This window comes from Nocardia sp. CDC159 (genome assembly GCF_023740735.1).
In the GTDB taxonomy this organism is placed as follows: domain Bacteria; phylum Actinomycetota; class Actinomycetes; order Mycobacteriales; family Mycobacteriaceae; genus Nocardia; species Nocardia pulmonis.
This window is the reverse complement of sequence record NZ_JAMRXH010000002.1, coordinates 559,972-576,183: the sequence shown is the minus strand read 5'-3', so window position 1 is coordinate 576,183 and position 16,212 is coordinate 559,972. Positions and strand designations below refer to the sequence as shown.

General features: G+C 69.3%; 18 protein-coding genes. 8 read left to right on the top strand and 10 right to left on the bottom strand.

Translation table 11 applies throughout. The features are described from left to right. Positions 1-26: 26 nt before the first annotated feature. Entirely contained in the window at positions 27-701 is a 675-nt protein-coding gene (locus NDR87_RS06500) for a class I SAM-dependent methyltransferase (protein ID WP_251909660.1), read from the top strand. On the opposite strand, the gene NDR87_RS06495 is transcribed toward NDR87_RS06500, so the two are convergent. Genes NDR87_RS06495 through NDR87_RS06455 form a run of 9 tightly spaced genes read right to left on the bottom strand, consistent with a single transcriptional unit; the run spans position 691 to position 9,548 of the window. Next, positions 691-1,755: a prenyltransferase gene (locus tag NDR87_RS06495; RefSeq protein WP_251909662.1), complete on the bottom strand. Its 1,065-nt coding sequence runs from the start codon at positions 1,753-1,755 to the stop codon at positions 691-693. The genes NDR87_RS06500 and NDR87_RS06495 overlap by 11 nt on opposite strands. After that, positions 1,742-2,473 (bottom strand): class I SAM-dependent methyltransferase, encoded by a 732-nt coding sequence (locus NDR87_RS06490; RefSeq protein ID WP_251909663.1) that lies wholly within the window; start codon positions 2,471-2,473, stop codon positions 1,742-1,744. The genes NDR87_RS06495 and NDR87_RS06490 overlap by 14 nt, the downstream gene beginning before the upstream one ends. Beyond that, complete coding sequence (locus NDR87_RS06485) at positions 2,467-3,714, bottom strand: glycosyltransferase family 4 protein (protein ID WP_251909665.1); 1,248 nt, start codon at positions 3,712-3,714, stop codon at positions 2,467-2,469. The genes NDR87_RS06490 and NDR87_RS06485 overlap by 7 nt, the downstream gene beginning before the upstream one ends. Before the next feature lie 48 nt (positions 3,715-3,762). Beyond that, positions 3,763-4,611 (bottom strand): LLM class F420-dependent oxidoreductase, encoded by an 849-nt coding sequence (locus tag NDR87_RS06480; RefSeq protein ID WP_251909666.1) that lies wholly within the window; start codon positions 4,609-4,611, stop codon positions 3,763-3,765. Between the two features lie 16 nt (positions 4,612-4,627). Then, complete coding sequence (locus NDR87_RS06475; protein WP_251909668.1) at positions 4,628-6,097, bottom strand: FAD-dependent oxidoreductase; 1,470 nt, start codon at positions 6,095-6,097, stop codon at positions 4,628-4,630. Beyond that, entirely contained in the window at positions 6,094-6,465 is a 372-nt protein-coding gene (locus tag NDR87_RS06470) for a carboxymuconolactone decarboxylase family protein (protein WP_251909670.1), read from the bottom strand. The genes NDR87_RS06475 and NDR87_RS06470 overlap by 4 nt, the downstream gene beginning before the upstream one ends. Further along, a complete protein-coding gene (locus NDR87_RS06465; RefSeq protein ID WP_251909671.1) occupies positions 6,462-7,325 on the bottom strand; it encodes an NAD(P)-dependent oxidoreductase in 864 nt (287 codons plus the stop codon). The genes NDR87_RS06470 and NDR87_RS06465 overlap by 4 nt, the downstream gene beginning before the upstream one ends. After that, on the bottom strand, positions 7,322-8,071 hold the full coding sequence (locus tag NDR87_RS06460) for an SDR family oxidoreductase (RefSeq protein ID WP_251909673.1): 750 nt from the start codon (positions 8,069-8,071) through the stop codon (positions 7,322-7,324). Before NDR87_RS06460 ends, NDR87_RS06465 begins: the two co-directional genes overlap by 4 nt. 10 nt (positions 8,072-8,081) lie before the next feature. Further along, a complete protein-coding gene (locus tag NDR87_RS06455) occupies positions 8,082-9,548 on the bottom strand; it encodes an aldehyde dehydrogenase (RefSeq protein WP_251909675.1) in 1,467 nt (488 codons plus the stop codon). 160 nt (positions 9,549-9,708) lie between these two features. Here NDR87_RS06455 and NDR87_RS06450 point away from each other — a divergent pair, with 160 nt between their 5' ends. Genes NDR87_RS06450 through NDR87_RS06420 form a run of 7 tightly spaced genes read left to right on the top strand, consistent with a single transcriptional unit; the run spans position 9,709 to position 15,293 of the window. After that, entirely contained in the window at positions 9,709-10,938 is a 1,230-nt protein-coding gene (locus NDR87_RS06450; RefSeq protein WP_251909677.1) for a cytochrome P450, read from the top strand. After that, positions 10,938-11,744 carry an SDR family oxidoreductase gene (locus NDR87_RS06445; RefSeq protein WP_251909678.1) on the top strand — a complete coding sequence of 269 codons (807 nt, stop codon included), beginning with the start codon at positions 10,938-10,940 and terminating at the stop codon, positions 11,742-11,744. Before NDR87_RS06450 ends, NDR87_RS06445 begins: the two co-directional genes overlap by 1 nt. Next, a complete protein-coding gene (locus tag NDR87_RS06440) occupies positions 11,744-11,935 on the top strand; it encodes a ferredoxin (protein ID WP_251909680.1) in 192 nt (63 codons plus the stop codon). Before NDR87_RS06445 ends, NDR87_RS06440 begins: the two co-directional genes overlap by 1 nt. 2 nt (positions 11,936-11,937) lie before the next feature. Continuing rightward, positions 11,938-12,489: a nuclear transport factor 2 family protein gene (locus tag NDR87_RS06435; protein ID WP_251909682.1), complete on the top strand. Its 552-nt coding sequence runs from the start codon at positions 11,938-11,940 to the stop codon at positions 12,487-12,489. 4 nt (positions 12,490-12,493) lie between these two features. Then, the gene (locus NDR87_RS06430; RefSeq protein WP_251909683.1) at positions 12,494-13,795 is read left to right on the top strand and encodes a hypothetical protein; all 1,302 of its coding nucleotides are present in this window, start codon (positions 12,494-12,496) and stop codon (positions 13,793-13,795) included. Positions 13,796-13,818: 23 nt separating this feature from the next. Further along, the gene (locus tag NDR87_RS06425; RefSeq protein WP_308212052.1) at positions 13,819-14,526 is read left to right on the top strand and encodes an acetoacetate decarboxylase family protein; all 708 of its coding nucleotides are present in this window, start codon (positions 13,819-13,821) and stop codon (positions 14,524-14,526) included. Beyond that, on the top strand, positions 14,526-15,293 hold the full coding sequence (locus NDR87_RS06420) for an SDR family oxidoreductase (RefSeq protein ID WP_251909684.1): 768 nt from the start codon (positions 14,526-14,528) through the stop codon (positions 15,291-15,293). The genes NDR87_RS06425 and NDR87_RS06420 overlap by 1 nt, the downstream gene beginning before the upstream one ends. Positions 15,294-15,304: 11 nt before the next feature. Here NDR87_RS06420 and NDR87_RS06415 read toward each other — a convergent pair whose 3' ends face one another. Beyond that, positions 15,305-16,126, bottom strand: a complete 822-nt coding sequence (locus NDR87_RS06415) for a crotonase/enoyl-CoA hydratase family protein (RefSeq protein ID WP_251909685.1) — start codon at positions 16,124-16,126, stop codon at positions 15,305-15,307. Positions 16,127-16,212: the final 86 nt, after the last annotated feature.

Sequence of the window (16,212 nt, the reverse complement as noted above, 5' to 3'; positions counted from 1 at the left end):
ACGAGGTCGACGGGAAAGGTTTCATTGTGACTCGTGCCGATTCGGACATTTCCGAGGATACGGCCGCATTGTTCGCCCATGCCGAGCGCGCGACGGGGTTCATGCCACCCGAGGAAGGGCGGGCACTGTACGAGGCGGCGCTGCGTTACGGCGGCGGGGGCGCAATTGTGGAAATCGGCACCTACTGCGGAAAGTCGGCGATCTATCTGGGTGCGGCGGCGCGCCGATCCGGGGCGGTCGTCTATACCGTCGACCACCATCACGGTTCCGAGGAACATCAGCCGGGCTGGGAGTATCACGACGCCTCGCTGGTCGACCCGGAGACCGGGCGATTCGATACCGTCGCGGCCTTCCGGCGCACGATCGTGCGGGCCGGGCTCACCGATACGGTGGTCGGCGTCGTCGGCGCCTCGGCGACAGTCGCCCGCATCTGGCGGGCGCCGATCCAACTGCTGTTCATCGACGGCGGCCATACCGAGGAGGCGGCCCAGCGCGATTACGACAGCTGGGCGCACTGGGTGGCGGGCGGGGGAGCGCTGGTCATTCACGATGTATTTCCCGATCCCCGCGACGGCGGCCGGGCTCCGTATCAGATCTATCGGAAAGCTCTGGACAGCCACAACTTCCGCGAGGTCTCGAGCACCGGATCGCTGCGCGTGCTGGAGCGCCGCACCGGCTGCGGCGGCGACCTCACGCCGTGACGCAGTCGCAGGCGAGGCCGGTGGCGATATCGGCGGTCGCGGCGAGATCCCGGAAGATGCCGCTGCCGCCGGAGGTGCGCGACAGGGCGTCGGCGGCCAGGATCATCGCGGCCCCGGTCCAGGTCGTTCGCTCCTCGGGCCAGTGCTTACCATCGGCGAAGACCAGCCCGGTCCAATAGGATCCATCGTCCGCGCGCAGATGCTGCATGGCGGCGAGCAGCCCGCGCGCCCGCCCGCGCTCACCGACGGCGTCCAGGGCCAGCGCCAGCTCGCAGGTTTCCGCACCGGTCACCCAGGGCCGGTCGTCGACACAGCGGATGCCGATCTCGCCGACGACGAAATCGCCCCAGCGCCCGGCGATCCGGGCCGCCGCCGCATCGCCGCGATAGGCGCCGCACAGCACCGGGTAGTACCAATCCATCGAATAGCGGTCCTTGGCCGTGAAGACCTCCGGGTGATACCGGATGGCGTGGCCGAGGCGCAGGGCCGCGACCTCCCATTCCGGTTGCGGGTCGCCGAGGAATTCGGCCAGCGCCAGGGCGGCGCGAATGCTGTGGAACATGCTCGAGCAGCCGGTGAGCAGGGCCTCGGGCACGATGCCGGAACCGTTTCGCAGCCAGAATATTTCGCCGCCCGCACCCTGTAGCGACAGCACGTAATCGACGGCCGCGCGCACGGTCGGCCACAGCTCGGCGGCGAAGGCGCGGTCGCCGGTGCAGCACAGATAGTGCCAGACGCCGGTGGCGAGATAGGCGCAGAAGTTGGTGTCGGTATCGGCGTTCTCGATCGCGCCGGACCGGAATTGCAGCGGCCACGAACCATCCGCGCGCTGGGTGCGTGCCGACCAGGCATAGGCGGCGCGGGCGTCGGTGAGCAGGCCGGTGGCGGTCAGCGCCATCGCGCACTCGACGTGATCCCACGGATCGGTGTGGCCGCCGGTGAACCACGGGATGGCTCCGTCGGATTCCTGTGCCGCCGCGATGGATTCGGCCGTTCGCAGGCACTGCCTGCCGGTGACGATGCCGGGCACCGACGGTAGTTCAGCAACCGCCACGACGCACCGCCGGTTTGGTGAAGTAGAGCGCGACGCTCTTGCCGATGATCGGATTCAGAGTGGCTTCGGCGATCCGGGTCAGCCGCGGCGCCCGCATCATGTCCCACACCAGCAGCCGGTGGTAGGCGCGCACCGCGATGTGCTCGGAATCGTCTACGCCCACCAGGCATTTCAACCACCAGTAGGGCGAGTGCAGGGCATGTGCGTGCTCGGCGTGGACGAAGCGCAGCCGCCGCGCGGTCACCTTGGCGCGCAACTCGTCCGCGCGATAGACGCGCACGTGCCCGCCCTCGTTGGCGTGATATTGATCCGACAGCAGCCAGCAGATCCGCTCGGGCAACCAGCGCGGCACCGTGACCGCCAGCGCCCCACCGGGTTTGAGCACCCGCGCCAGCTCGTCGATGGCCCGCTCGTCGTCGGGAATGTGCTCGAGAATCTCCGAGGCGATGATCACGTCGAACTCCCCGTCGTCGAACGGCAGCGCGAGCGCATCGCCCTGAATCGTCTCGGCGCGCGCGGATGCGGGAGCCTCGCCCGCCTCGGCCAGCGCGCCGAACATGACCTTCACCTCGCCCAGATCGTCGGCGTTCTGATCGAAGGCGACGATATCCGCGCCGCGCCGGTACGCCTCGAACGAGTGGCGGCCCTGCCCGCAGCCCACATCGATGACCCGGGTGCCGGGCCGGATACCCAGGCGGTCGAAATCGACGGTCAGCATGCGTTCGCCTCCTCGTGGTGCTGTCCGGACGTCCGGGCGATGGCCCGCTCGTAGACCGCGACCGTCTGCGCCGCGACGGCCGCCCAGCTGTAGACCGCCAGCGCGCGGGTACGCCCCGCCTCGCTCAGCGCCGCGCGCCGGCGCGGGGAATTCAGCAGGGCGCCGATGGCCGCGGTCAATTCGTCGATATCGCCGGGCCGGACCAGTTCGGCGCACTCCCCGGCCACCTCCGGCAGCGCTCCCGCACGGCTGGCAACCAGCGGCGTACCACTGGCGAGCGCCTCCACCGCGGGCAGCGAAAAGCCCTCGTACAGTGAGGGAATGCAGGCCAACTCCGCCGAGGCCAGCAGCTCGGCGAGGTCGCGATCGGACAGCCCGCCCGCGACGCTGACGATATCGGACAGGCCGAGTTCGGCGATGAGTTTGGCCGTCGGCCCCTGCGGTTCCAGCCGCGCGACCAGCCGCAGCTCCACCTCGTGGGCGGTGCGCAGCCGGGCCAGCGCCCGCAGTAGATTGCCGATGCCCTTGAGCGGCTTGTCGGCGCTGGCGACCGCGACGATGCGCCCGGCCACCCGCGGCCCGCGCGGCCGGAACAGTTCGGTGTCCACGCCCAGCGGCACCACGCGCAGTTGCTCGGCGGTGACGCCGAAGTCGGCGGCGATATCGGCGGCCGAGGAGGCCGATACGGTGATCAGATCCGGAATGCGCCGGGCCACCCGGCGCTGCATGCCGAGGAAGCCGTACCAGCGGCGCACGAACGGCTTGCGCCGCCACGGCGCGGCGGCCAGATCGAGGGCGCGGTCGCGGGTGATCGGATGGTGGATCGTGGCGACCAGCGGCAGGTGGCGGGCGATGTCGAGCAGGCCGTAACCGAGGCACTGGTTGTCGTGCACGACATCGAAATCGGCCGCGCGCGAGCGCAACAGCCGCGCCGCGCGCAGGCTGAAGGTGCGCGGTTCCGGGAATCCGGCCGTCCACATGGTGGCCAGCTCCAGCAGATCGATCCGGTCGCGCAGCTCACTCGGTCGCGGGGTGCGGAACGGATCGGGCTCCCGGTACAGATCCAGGCTGGGCACCTCGGTGAGCCGCACCCGGGGGTCGAGCAGTTCCGGATACGGTTGCCCGGAAAGGATTTCCACCTCGTGGCCCAGTTCGGCCAGTCCGCGGCTCAGGTGCCGGACGTAGACCCCCTGTCCGCCACAGTGGGTCTTGCTGCGGTAGGACAGCAGGGCGATACGCACGTTCTCGGCTCACTCTCCGATGGTCGAAGGCACAGGGGGACAGAATATTCAGGCCAGGCCCAGCTTGACCGCCAGTCGATCGAGGTAGGCCAGCACCTCGGACTCGGCCTTGTCCGGCAGCCCGTACAGCGCGTCGGTGACGCCCGCGGCCTCCCACTCGGCGCGGCGTCGCGGGTCGGGCTTGCCGTCCAGCGCCACCACCCGCGGCGCGCCGCCGCGTCCCTCGGCCCGCCAGCTGTCCTGCAGCAGGCCCAGCCGCTTCAGCAGCAGTTCGTGTTCGTACGGGGTGGTGATCCAGCCGTCGGCGTGCCGGGCGATCCAGCGGAAACCCTGTTCGGTGCCCGCGGTTCCGATGAGCACCGGCAGTTGGGCCTGCACCGGCTTGGGCCAGGCCCAGCTCGGGCCGAACCGCACGAACCGGCCGTCGTAGCTCGCCTCCTCCTGCGTCCACAGCGCGCGCATGGCCGCCAGGTATTCGCGCAGCGCGGTGCGGCGCTGGTCGCCTGGGATGCCGTGGTCGGCGAGTTCGTCGGTATTCCAACCGAATCCGGCGCCGAGGGTGACCCGGCCGCCGGACAGGTGATCCAGGGTGGCGATGGTCTTGGCGAGGGTGATCGGATCGTGCTCGGTGGGAAGTGCCACCGCCGTGGCCAATTCGATGCGCTCGGTCACGGCGGCCGCGGTACCCAGCGCCACCCACGGATCGAGGGTGCGCAGATAGCGGTCGTCGGGCAGGCTGGCATCACCGGTCACCGGATGCGCCGCCTCCCGCTTCACCGGGATGTGGGTGTGCTCGGGCACGAAGAACGAGGCGAACCCGCGCTCCTCGGCGGCGCGGGCGGCCGCGGCCGGGGTGATGCCACGGTCGCTGGTGAACAGGACGATCCCGAAACGCATGGAAATGCCGGTCCTTTCAGTTGCCCGCGGCGGCGCGCCCGGCCCGGCGGCCGTAAAAGCTGCCGTCGCCGAGTGAGGAGCCGCTCGCATAGCCACCGGCGCAGATACCGGAGGTGCAGCGGCCCGCCGCGTAGAGTCCGGCGATGGGTTCGCCGGATACGTGCAACACGCGCGCGTCGAGATCGGTGCGCAGGCCGCCCAGGGTGAACCCGGCGGTGAAGCCGCGCATATCGAATCCGGCGACCGGTGTGCCGATCGGACGCACCCATTCGGTTTTCTTGCCCAGCAGCGGATCCTGTCCGCGCTCGGCGTGCCGGTTGTAGACATCGACGGTGGCCTGCAATGCCCCCGCGGGCAGTCCCATCTCGCCCTCGAGCTCCTCGACCGACTCCGCGGCCCAGGTCGGGGGCTGGCGGAAGAACGGGGTGGAGGTCTCGGTGGTCAGTGCCTGCTCGAGCGCGGCCTCATCGAGGATCAGGAACGCCTCATTGTCCTGCTGGATGAGGGTGGCCTGGCCGATCCGACCGGGATAGGTGTCCTCGGCGATAAAGCGCTGGCCCCGGCCGTTGACCAGAATGCCGCGGGCCAGCATTTGCGGATCGCCGAAGAACGCGACCTCGGTGGCGTCCATATGGGCCAGATCCGCGCCGAGTGCCTGGGCGATGCGAATGCCGATGCCGTCGTGTTCCTCGATGGCCGCGGCCGGGCGGCCGATCAGCCGGGGTGCGTAGTTCTCGATCATCTGCCGCTGATACGCGAAGCTGCCGGTGGCCAGCACGACGCCGCGGCGAGCCCGGATGTGCAGCGGCCTGCCGTAGCGCTTGGCGACCACCCCGACCACCCGATCGGTGTCGTCGACGATCAGGCGCTGGATGCGGATGTCGTATTCGGCGCGCACGCCCAGCTTTTCGGCGGTGTCGGTGAGCGGTTTCATCAGCATGTACCCGCCGCCCTTCTCACCGGTGCGCTTGTTCTGCATCTGCGGCAGATGCCCCCGGGGCGCGGGCGTGGCGATGGTGTGGAACGGTGCGGCGTTCTCCCCGCCGGAGTACATCAGTCCCTCGTCGTGCGGTGGCTCCCAGCCGGGCTCGCCCCAGAACTCCTCCTTGAACGGAACACCTTGGGCGACAAGCCAATCGAAATGTTCGACGCTGCCCTGGCAGTAGTCGTGGATCTTGGCCTCGTCCACCCCGGGGCCGAGCGCGGCGAGCAGGAACCTCTCCATGTTCTCCGGGGTGTCCTCGAAGCCCAGCGCCTTCTGCAGCGCGGTGCCGCCGCCCAAATAGATGAATCCACCCGACTGCGCGGCCGCACCGCCCCAGCCGCCGGTGCGCTCCAGCACCAGCACCTCGGCCCCGGCCCGGGCGGCCTCGATCGCGGCCGCGGCGCCCGCGACCCCGTATCCGGCGATCACCACGTCGGCCTCGAGATCCCAGCCGGGGACGGCGTCCGCGCGCAGCGGGCGCACCGTGGTGGTTTCGGTCATGATCCGTTGCTCCTCTTCTTCGCCTGTGCCACAGCCTTTCCCACCACACCGTCGAGTTTGGTACCGGCGGGCCAGCCGATGTAGTGGCACAGGAACAGCGCGATCTCGCGCAGCTGGTCCTCGGTCAGTTCCTCGTTGTGCAGGGCCGCGCCGATCTGGATCTCGGCGATATCGAACAGGCCCTGTGCGGTGAGCGCGCCGATCAGCAGCAGGCGGCGGTCGCGGATCGACAGACCCGGGCGCGACCAGATGTCGGCGAACAGGTGATCGGCGGTGACGGCGAAGTGCTCGCCCGGCCCGTCCTCGAATGTCCAGCCGTAGACCTCGCTCATCTTGGCCAGGCCGCGCTGCCGACGTTCGGTGGTCATGACCGCTCCTTCGCGATATCGCCCGAACCGACCCCGAGGCCGGTGCCCAGTGCGTCGAGAGCCATTCGGGCCAGGGGCAATTCGATGCCGAGCCGCTCGCCCAGGGCCAGGGCCAGCGACAGATCCTTCTCGCCCAGATCGCGGACGTGGCCCAGGATCGAGTACCAGAAGTCGTCGGGTGCGACCGGTGCGGTGGTGTCGCGCAGCATGATCGCGCCCGGTCCGCCGGTCACGGCATCGGAATGGCGCACCACCGCGCCCAGCGCGGTGATATCCAAGCCGGCCGCCTCGGCCAGGCGTTGCGCCTCGGCGGCCGCGGTGAAGCTGACGAAGTGCAACAGATTGCGCGCCAGCTTCATTCGCGTGCCCGCGCCCACGGGTCCGGCGTGCACGATCAGATCCGCGAAATGGCCGAACGGCTCTCGTACGCGTTCGAACGCCGCGGCGCTGCCGCCGACCATCACCGCGAGCTTGCCGTGCTGCGCCCCGGGCGCGCCGCCGCTGACCGGCGCGTCGACGAATTCGATGCCCGCCCCGACGCATTCGGCCGCGGCCGCGTGGGCCGTCTCATCGCTGATGGTCGAATGCACCGCGACCACCGTGCCCGGGCGCGCGGTGCGCAGGATTTCGGCGACGACCGCGCGCACCTGCGCATCGTTCACCACGGCCACCGAGATCACCGCGGCGCGCGCACCGACCTCGGCCGCCGCGTCCACCGCCTCGGCCCCGGCCGTGACGAACGGCTCGAGCACCTCGGGCCGGGTATCGCAGACCACCAGCCCGCCGGGCCGGTCGAGCAGTCGCTGCGCCATGGGCGCGCCCATACTGCCCAGGCCGATGAATCCGACGGTGGCGCTCATGACCGGAAGATCTGTCCGCCGTCGACATTGAGAATGTGCCCGGTCACCCAGCTCGCCTCGTCGGAGAGCAGATACAGGCAGGCGCCGACCAGGTCGTCGGGAGTTCCCATGCGTTTCAGGGGAAGTCGCGCCACCATATTCCGCACGATGCTGCCGGGCGTGACGGTCTTGGTGGCCTCGGTATCGATCGGGCCGGGTGCGATGGCATTGATCCGGATGCCCGAGCCGCCGAGTTCGTGGGCCAATTGCTGGGTCAGCCCGTTGATTCCGGCCTTGGCGAGGCCGTAGAAGCCGGAGTACAGCCAGGCGGCCGTGGACGACTGGTTCACGATCGAGCCGCCGCCGCGGGCCATGGGCTGCCAGACCGCGCGGGTCATATTCAGCGCGCCGTCGAGGTTCACGCCCATGAACTTCTTGTAGTAGTCCCATGGGACCGTCAGCAGCAGATCGAGTTTCATCTCGCCGTAGATGGCGGCATTGTTGACCAGATGGTCGATGCCGCCGAATTCGGCGACGGTGAATTCGGCCAGCGCCGTCGCGGATTCGGGATCGGACACGTCGACGCGGTGGAATACGGCGGTGCCGCCGTCGCGCACGATCTGGTTCGCGACCTGTTCGCCGCGATCGGCATTCAGGTCGGCCACGACGACCCTCGCCCCCTCGGCGGCCAGTGCTCGGGCATAGGCCGCGCCGATGCCCTGGGCGGCGCCGGTGACGATCGCGGATCGTCCGGTGAAGCGGGCCATGGTGATACTCCTATTCGGCGGTCGCGATCAGCTTGGTTTCGGTGTATTCCTCGAATCCGGCCACGCCGAGCTCGCGCCCGATACCGGATTGCTTGTAGCCGCCGAACGGGGCGTCGGCCGAGTACCACAGGCCGCCGTTGACGCTGAGCGTGCCGGTGCGAACCCTCCGCACGACCCGCCGGATGCGCTCGGGATCGGTACCCCACACCGCGCCGGACAGGCCGTAGGGCGAGTCGTTGGCCAGGCGGATCGCATCGTCGTCGCCGTCGTGTGGGATCACGACCAGCACCGGACCGAAGATCTCCTCCCGCGCGACGGTCGAAGTGTTGGGCAGATCGGCGATGAGGGTGGGCTCGACGAACCAGCCGCGCTCGCGCGGCGGACGGCCGCCGCCGGTCACGATCCGCCCGCCCTCGGCGCGGGCGATGTCGAGATAGCGCTCCACGCGGGCGCGCTGGCGCTCGGAAATCACTGGGCCGCAGACGGTTCCGGGATCGCCGGGATCGCCGGGCACGATGCCCGTCATGGTCGCGGCCGCGACCGCCACGGCATCCGGATAGGCCGCGCGCGGCACCAGCAGCCGGGTGGTGAGCGCGCAGCCCTGTCCGGCGTGGACGCAGACCGAGAAGGCGGCGTAGCGAACCGCCGCGACGATATCGGCGTCGTCGAGCACGATGAACGCCGATTTGCCGCCGAGTTCCAGGAAGACCTTCTTCACCGTCGCCGCGGCACCGGCCATGACGGTCCGCCCCGTGGCGGTGGAGCCGGTGAAGGAGATCATGTCCACCCGCGGATCGGTCACCAACCGGGCGCCCAGGCCGTGATCGTCGGAGGTGATCACGTTGACTACCCCCGCCGGGATGTCGGTCCGCTCGGCGATGATCCGACCCACCAGCGCCGCGCACCATGGGGTGTCGGGAGCGGGCTTGAGCACCACGGTATTGCCCGCGGCCAGTGCCGGGCCCAGTTTGGCGAGGTTGATCTGATGCGGGAAATTCCACGGGGTGATCGCCCCGAGCACGCCGACGGGTTCGCGACGCAGCGTGCGGCCGGACTTGATGCCCATCGGCGCGGCGGTGCCCAGATCGGTTTCCCAGCAATAGTTTTCGGCAAGATCGGCGAAGTAGCCGAGATCGACGATCGGGGCCTCGAGTTGCGGCCCGCCGGTCAGCATGCGCGGCGCGCCCGCCTCGGCGATGGTGATCTCGCGCAGTTCCTCGAGGTGCTCGCGCAGGGCTTCGCGCAACTGCCGCAGACAGTGTGCGCGAAAGGCGGGATCGCGCGACCAGTCGGTGTCGTCGAAGGCGGTGCGGGCGGCGGTGACGGCCGCGTCCAGATCGCTGGCATCGGCATTGGCGGCGTGGCCGAGGACCTCCTCGGTCGCCGGGTTGATCGTGGCGAAGACACCCGCGCCGCCGGGGACCAATGCCCCGCCGATCAACAGCGGTGAGCCAGCGGTCGTGACGAGCCTGCTCATCGGTAGCTCCCATGCTGTCCGGACACGTGTACGGACTATAGGTAGGAGTTCGGCAACCGCGCAATAACTTGTTTCAGTTTGATGGTCGGCCGGACCTGCGCGCTGGGATTTGTTCCGAATCTCTATCGAGAAGTACAGCGTGGTGGTACCGTCCAGACACATGTCCAGCTCAGTGTCTTCCGGGACCGATTCCGGTAGGCTGAACTCGTTCTCATTCGACCCGTACGACTACGGCTTCCACGCCGACCCCTATCCCATCTATCGGCGGCTACGCGCCGAGGCGCCGCTCTATCACAATCCGGACCTGGGGTTCTGGGCCCTGTCGCGGCATGCCGATGTGACCGCCGGATTCCGCGACAGCGCGCGGCTGTCGAGTGCCAATGGGGTCTCGCTGGATCCGGCCGCGTGGGGTCGGCACGCGCATCGGACGATGTCGTTCCTGGCCATGGACGATCCCCGGCATCTGCGCATGCGGCAGCTGGTCAACAAGGGTTTCACGCCGCGGCGGGTCACCGAGATGTCGCACCGGATCGGGGAATTGACGCTGCAGCATCTGGAACCCGCACTGGCCCTTGGTCGATTCGACTGGATCGAGGAGTTCAGCGGCAAATTCCCGATGGATGTCATCTCGGAGCTGATGGGCGTGCCGGAGTCCGACCGCGCCGAGGTCCGGCGGCTCGCTGATCTGGTCGTGCACCGTGAGGACGGCATTTTGGACGTGCCGGTCGCCGCCATGGAGGCGTCGCTGGAACTGGTCGGCTACTACGCCGAGATGCTGGCTCGGCGTCGCCGCACCCGCACCGCGGACCTCACCTCCGCGCTGCTGGACGCCGAGATCGACGGCGACAAGCTGTCCGACGACGAGATCCTCGGCTTCCTGTTCCTCATGGTGATCGCGGGTAACGAGACCACCACGAAACTGCTCGGCAACGCCCTGTACTGGGCCGCGGTGTATCCCGCGCAGTACGCCAAGGTGGCCGCGAATCCGGATCTGATCGGCGATTGGGTGGAGGAGACGCTGCGCTACGACACCTCGAGCCAGATTCTGGCCCGCACCGCCGCGGTCGATATCGAACTGCACGGCGGCACCATTCCGGCCGGGGACAAGGTGCTGCTGCTGGTGGGGTCGGCCAATCGCGACGCGGAGGTGTTCGCGCACCCGGACACCTACGACATCGAGCGCACCGACAAGGGCGGACTGGTGAGTTTCGGGCGCGGCGTGCATTTCTGCCTCGGCGCGCATCTGGCCCGGCTGGAGGCCGCGATCGCGTTGCGGGAGTTCGTCTCCCGCGTGCGGTCCTACCGGGTCGCGCACGACGACATCGAACGCGTGCACTCGACCAATGTGCGCGGGTTCGCGCGGCTGCCCATCGAAGTCGAGGTGCGCTGATGCCCAGATTCGCCCCGCATCCCGACCGCCGTCCCGCCCTGATCGCGGGGGCCTCCTCCGGTATCGGCGCGGCCACCGCACTCGCGCTGGCCGAGGCGGGCCATCCGGTCGCCCTCGGCGCCCGCCGGGTCGAGATGTGCGAATCGCTGGCGGAGAGGATTCGTGCCGATGGCGGCGAGGCGTTCGCCCATCGCCTGGATGTGGCCGACAGCGAGTCGGTGGCGCGGTTCGTGGCGGCTGTCGAAAATCGGCTGGGCGCAATGGAAGTGGTCGTCTCCGGAGCGGGCGATCTGGAATTCGGCAACGTCTGGGAGATGGATCCGGTGCGCTTCCTGGAACAGCTGGCCGTGCATCTGGCGGGCGCGCAGCGGCTGGCGCATCGGGTGCTGCCGGGAATGATCGAGCGCCGCCGCGGTGATTTCGTGGTGATCGGCTCGGACTGCGCCGACCGCCCGCGCCCCGGCGTCGGGGCCTACAACGCCGCCAAGGTCGGCGTGGAGGCGATGGTCCGACAGCTGCGAATGGAACTGGAGGGCACCGGTGTTCGCGCGTCGGTGGTGCGGCCGGGGCAGACGCGGACCGGGATGGGCACCACCGCCGCGCCGGAGGTGATCGGGCCGCTGCTCGAGGACTGGGTGCGCTGGGGTTTCGCTCGCCACCCGTACTTCCTGCGGGCCGCCGATATCGCCGCCGCCGTCCTCTCGGTGGTGTCCGCACCGCGCGGCGCGCATCTGGTGCTGGTGGAGGTGCAGCCGGAAGCGCCGCTGCGGGAACAGGTTTCGCCGGAGTCGGAAGGAGATCGCTGATGCGCATCGTCGTGGATCGGGAGCTGTGCCAGGGCCACGCCGTCTGCCAGGACGAGGCGCCGGAGCTGTTCGAGGTGCCCAGGCGCGGGCCGGTGCGGGTCTTGCGGGCGGACCCCGGGGACCGGCTGGAGGCGGCCCGGACCGCCGTGCGCTACTGCCCCACCCAGGCCCTGTCGATTGTCGAGGAGTAGTGATGAGCGGATTCGATCGGGACGAACTCGACGAGATGGTGCGCCGGTGGGTCGAGGCGAACAAACGCTGTGAGGCGCAGGGGGATTGGCGTCCGCTGGCCACGATGTACACCGAGGACGCCAGCTACGGCTGGAACTACGGCCCCACCCGGGAGTTCATGGCCGTCGGACGCGCGGAGATCCGCGAACTGGCCCTGGGCCAGGAGATGTCGGGGCTCGAGGGCTGGACCTATCCCTATCGGGAATTCGTCGTCGATGATCGCAGCGGCAGCGTGATCGGTTTCTGGAAGCAGCTCAGCGACGCCACTGGCCCCGACGGCCGACCGTACAGCCCGGCGGGGATCGGTGGCAGCTGGTTCCGCTACGGCGGCGATTTCCAATGGTCCTGGCAGCGCGACTTCTTCGATTTCGGCAATGTGGCGGCGCTGTTCGGCGAGATGATCTCCGCCGACGCGCTCACCCCCGGTATGCGCACGCGCATCGAGCGCTCGATGTCGGGCGAGCCGCTGCCGGGCTGGTACCGCATCGGCGAATCCCCGGTCGCGATGTGGTGAGCCGATGTCCGTCAGTCGCTTCGCCGAGCTCTCCCGGGCCGAGTTGGCCACACTGGTGCCCGAGCTGCTGCTGTGCGGACATCTGATCGACCGCTCGGGCATGGCGCATTCGATCGCCGCATTCGGCCGCGACGGGATGACCGCCATCGCGATCGAGGAGTGGCAGCTGGCCAGCCCGGTGTACACCCGGCGCATGCGTGCGGCGCTGCGTATTCCCGGAGACGGGGTGGTCACCATCTTCAAGGGCTTGCAGCTGGATATCGGTGCGCCGCCGCAGTTCATGGACTTCCGCTTCCGCGTCGACGACCACGACCACGGTGAATTCCGGCTCGACCACTGCGGCGCCCTGGCCGATGTGGAGCCGCTGGGCGAGGACTATGTGGTCGCCATGTGCCACACCATCGAGGACCCCACCTTCGATGCGACCGCACTGGCCACCAATCCGCACGCCCGGGTCCGGCCGATCCACCGGCCACCGCGGCGCTCGGGCGCTCGCGGACCGGCCTGTGCCTGGACGGTCACGATCGATCCCGCTCATCGGCCGCCGTCCCCGCCCGCCCATGCCGCCCGGATCGCCGGAACCGCCGCCGCGCGAATCGAACTCGCGCCGATCGATCCCGCCGATCCGGGGCGATCCGACTATGCCGGGCCGCTGCTCAGCGATCTGCGTTTCGCCGACTTCTCGAAATCGGCCCTGGTGCGCATTGCCGACGAGGTATGCCTGCAACAGCATCTGCTCACGCTCGGTTTCCTGGTGGCGGTGGGGGAGCGGGCCGATCCCGCGCGGGCCGCCGCCATCGCGCGTAAGCAGTTCACCGGTATTGCCGGACTGACCGCGCGGCGGCTGCGCAAGGCCCTGCGGCTCGGGGGAGACGCGGTGGATCTGGCACGCGTGCTGCGGCTGCATCCGGCCTGGAATCCGTTGCGGTACATCGATATCGACGTCGAGGTGGTCGGCGGCATCGTTCGGTTGCGGCTCGGGCTCGACTGTCCGGGCGTCGCCGACGGCGGCTGGCCGGCACTCCTCGACGCCGACCATCTGGAACCGGTGCACGCCCTGGCCCAGGGCGTCGATCCGCATTGGCATGCCCGGCTCGCGGCGGCCACCGCCCACGAGCTGATCCTCGAATTCGACCGGGCCCCCGCGCCCTTCCCGGAGGCGCCCGAGGTTGCGGTCACCCGCATCAGCACCGGTGCGGACTTCGCGTTCGGTGATCGCCGCCCGCTGCCGCTCACCGTCGTCCAGGCCCGCCAGGAAGGCTTCCCGCTGAACGGGATCGGGTACCGAAACAACAGTTTGCCATAACGAGAACGTGTTCTACTTGGGAGGTGTCGGCGGTGCATGCGGTGCTCGGTGAGAAGGTTCGGATGCCGGTGGAGATCCGACGGGCCGATGCCTGCTCGGCCATGTTCGCCGTCGACGCGGCGGCAGCGCGACAGCTGCTGGCGGACAGGGGGCTGGAGCCGGTGGTATTCGCCGGTCACGCCATGTGCTCCTTGGCGTTCGTCCGCTATGTCGACGGCGATCTCGGCCCATACCACGAGTTCGCCTTCGCGCTGCTGGCCCGCCGCCCGGGGCAGGGCGTCGGCGCGTACATCCACTGGTTGCCGGTGAATCAGAGCTTCACCTGTGCGGCGGGGCGGGAGATCTGGGGATTTCCCAAGGAAATGGCCGATATTCGGATTACGCCGGTTGGCCGCGGGCATCGCTGCGAGGTGCGGCTGGAGGATCGGCTCGTGGTCGCGCTGCGAATCGGCGGGGGTGTACCGCTGCCCGCCGGGCTGGGCGGGACCTCGATCGATGCCTACACCAGTCTCGGCGAGGAACATGCCGGGATCACACGGGGTGTCGTACTGCGCACGCCGTGGGTGATGCGCCCCGCGCAGGTGCGCGGCCGCCCCGGCGGTGCCCGGCTCCAGCTCGGCGATCACCCGGTCGCCGACGAGATGCGCGCGCTCGGCCTCCCGCGCCGGGCGCTGTTCAGTACTCGAATCGGTCAGCTGCGCATGACCTTCGAGGACGCCCAGGAGGTTTGATGTCCAAGACAGCACTCGTGACCGGCGCGGCCAGCGGCATGGGCCGCATCGCCGCACAGCGCCTGGCCGCGGCGGGCCATCGCGTCGCCGCGGTGGATCTGAACGAGACCGGTCTGGCCGAAATGGCCCGGCGCTCACCGAATACCGCCACCTACACCTGCGACGTCTCCGACCGGGACGCGGTCATGGCGGTGGTGGAGAAGGCGCGCGCGGATCTCGGGACCATCGATCATGTCGTGCACGCCGCCGGATTCGCGCGTGTGGGCGGCACACTGACACAGGATGTTTCGGAGATCAGAAGACTTGTCGAGGTCAACTATCTCGGCACGGTGAACGTGTGCCAGGCGGTGATTCCGGCCATGCGCCATGCCGGTTCGGGCACGGTCGTACTGTTCGCGTCGATGGCGGGCTGGCTGTCCTCGCCGGGCCTGGGCGCCTACGCCGCCTCGAAATTCGCGGTGATCGGCTACGTCGACGCGCTGTATCAGGAGATCTACGGTTCGGGGGTGCGGCTGCTGTGCGTATGCCCCCCGCACGTGGAGACCCCGTTCCTGGACGGTGTCCGGGCCGTCGACGCGGCCGTGCTGGCCGGGCGCAGCGGCATGTCGCCGGACAAGGTCGTCGACGATATGGAGAAGGCGCTCACCAGGGGCAGGCTGCCGCTCTACATCTTCCCCGGCCAGGCCCGCGCCATGGTGCTGGCGCGGCGCCTGACCCCGAATCTGTTGCGCAAGCAGATCATTCGAATGGTCAAGCCGGAGCTGTGACCGCGAAATCCTCAGCGCCCCTTGAACTCCGGCTTCCGTTTCGCGGCGAAGGCACGCGGGCCCTCCTTGGCGTCCTCGCTGCGAAACACCGCCAGCCCCAGTTCGGCGTCGATCTTGAAGGCTTCCAGTTCGTGCAGTCCCTCGGTATCGCGCATCGTCTTCAGGATGGCTCGCACCGCCAGCGGTCCGTTGGCATTGATCAGCTCGGCGAGCTCGAGCGCCCTGTCCAGCGCGGTGCCGTCGGGCACCACATGGCCGATCAGGCCGATCTCCTTGGCCTCGCGGGCGGTGATGTGCCGCCCGGTCAGCAGGATGTCGGCGGCGACGGTGTAGGGAATCTGGCGGGGCAGCCGCACGGCCGAGCCGCCCATCGGGAACAGGCTCCAGCGTGCCTCGGAGACACCGAATTTCGCACTCTCCCCGGCGACCCGGATGTCGGTGCCCTGCAGGATCTCGGTGCCGCCCGCGATGGCCGGGCCCTCGACGGCGGCGATCAGCGGTTTGGTCAGGCGGCGGCCCTTGAGCAGACCGGGCATGTGGGTCGGGTCGAAGCCGCCGCCGCTGCTCATGTTCTTCGCCGGGTCCTGCCTGGTCATGGCCTTCAGATCCGCGCCGGCGCAGAACGAGCCGCCCGCGCCGGTGAGCACGCAGGACCGGATCTCCGGATCGTTGTCCACGGTGTCCCAGGCCTGGACCATCAGCTCGAGCATCTCGCCGGACAGCGCATTGCGGACGGCCGGGCGGTTCATGGTGACGATGAGCGTGGCGCCGCGCCGCTCGATCAGGGCATGCGGTTCCGTATCGCTACCGGTTTCAGTGGCTGCCGACGTCATGTCCCACCCTCTCTGCTGGGGAAATTACCTGCGCTCAGTGGACGAAGTTACCCGGCCGCATTGTCGGAAACAATAACGTGTTCTAG

What these genes read in the sequence shown, in the direction of transcription:
- NDR87_RS06490 (WP_251909663.1), bottom strand. Translation starts at nt 2,473, where the DNA reads ATGCTGACCGTCGATTTCGACCGCCTGGGTATCCGGCCCGGCACCCGG.
- NDR87_RS06480 (WP_251909666.1), bottom strand. Translation starts at nt 4,611, where the DNA reads ATGCGTTTCGGGATCGTCCTGTTCACCAGCGACCGTGGCATCACCCCG.
- NDR87_RS06475 (WP_251909668.1), bottom strand. Translation starts at nt 6,097, where the DNA reads ATGACCGAAACCACCACGGTGCGCCCGCTGCGCGCGGACGCCGTCCCC.
- NDR87_RS06470 (WP_251909670.1), bottom strand. Translation starts at nt 6,465, where the DNA reads ATGACCACCGAACGTCGGCAGCGCGGCCTGGCCAAGATGAGCGAGGTC.
- NDR87_RS06465 (WP_251909671.1), bottom strand. Translation starts at nt 7,325, where the DNA reads ATGAGCGCCACCGTCGGATTCATCGGCCTGGGCAGTATGGGCGCGCCC.
- NDR87_RS06460 (WP_251909673.1), bottom strand. Translation starts at nt 8,071, where the DNA reads ATGGCCCGCTTCACCGGACGATCCGCGATCGTCACCGGCGCCGCCCAG.
- NDR87_RS06455 (WP_251909675.1), bottom strand. Translation starts at nt 9,548, where the DNA reads ATGAGCAGGCTCGTCACGACCGCTGGCTCACCGCTGTTGATCGGCGGG.
- NDR87_RS06450 (WP_251909677.1), top strand. Translation starts at nt 9,709, where the DNA reads ATGTCCAGCTCAGTGTCTTCCGGGACCGATTCCGGTAGGCTGAACTCG.
- NDR87_RS06445 (WP_251909678.1), top strand. Translation starts at nt 10,938, where the DNA reads ATGCCCAGATTCGCCCCGCATCCCGACCGCCGTCCCGCCCTGATCGCG.
- NDR87_RS06440 (WP_251909680.1), top strand. Translation starts at nt 11,744, where the DNA reads ATGCGCATCGTCGTGGATCGGGAGCTGTGCCAGGGCCACGCCGTCTGC.
- NDR87_RS06435 (WP_251909682.1), top strand. Translation starts at nt 11,938, where the DNA reads ATGAGCGGATTCGATCGGGACGAACTCGACGAGATGGTGCGCCGGTGG.
- NDR87_RS06430 (WP_251909683.1), top strand. Translation starts at nt 12,494, where the DNA reads ATGTCCGTCAGTCGCTTCGCCGAGCTCTCCCGGGCCGAGTTGGCCACA.
- NDR87_RS06420 (WP_251909684.1), top strand. Translation starts at nt 14,526, where the DNA reads ATGTCCAAGACAGCACTCGTGACCGGCGCGGCCAGCGGCATGGGCCGC.
- NDR87_RS06415 (WP_251909685.1), bottom strand. Translation starts at nt 16,126, where the DNA reads ATGACGTCGGCAGCCACTGAAACCGGTAGCGATACGGAACCGCATGCC.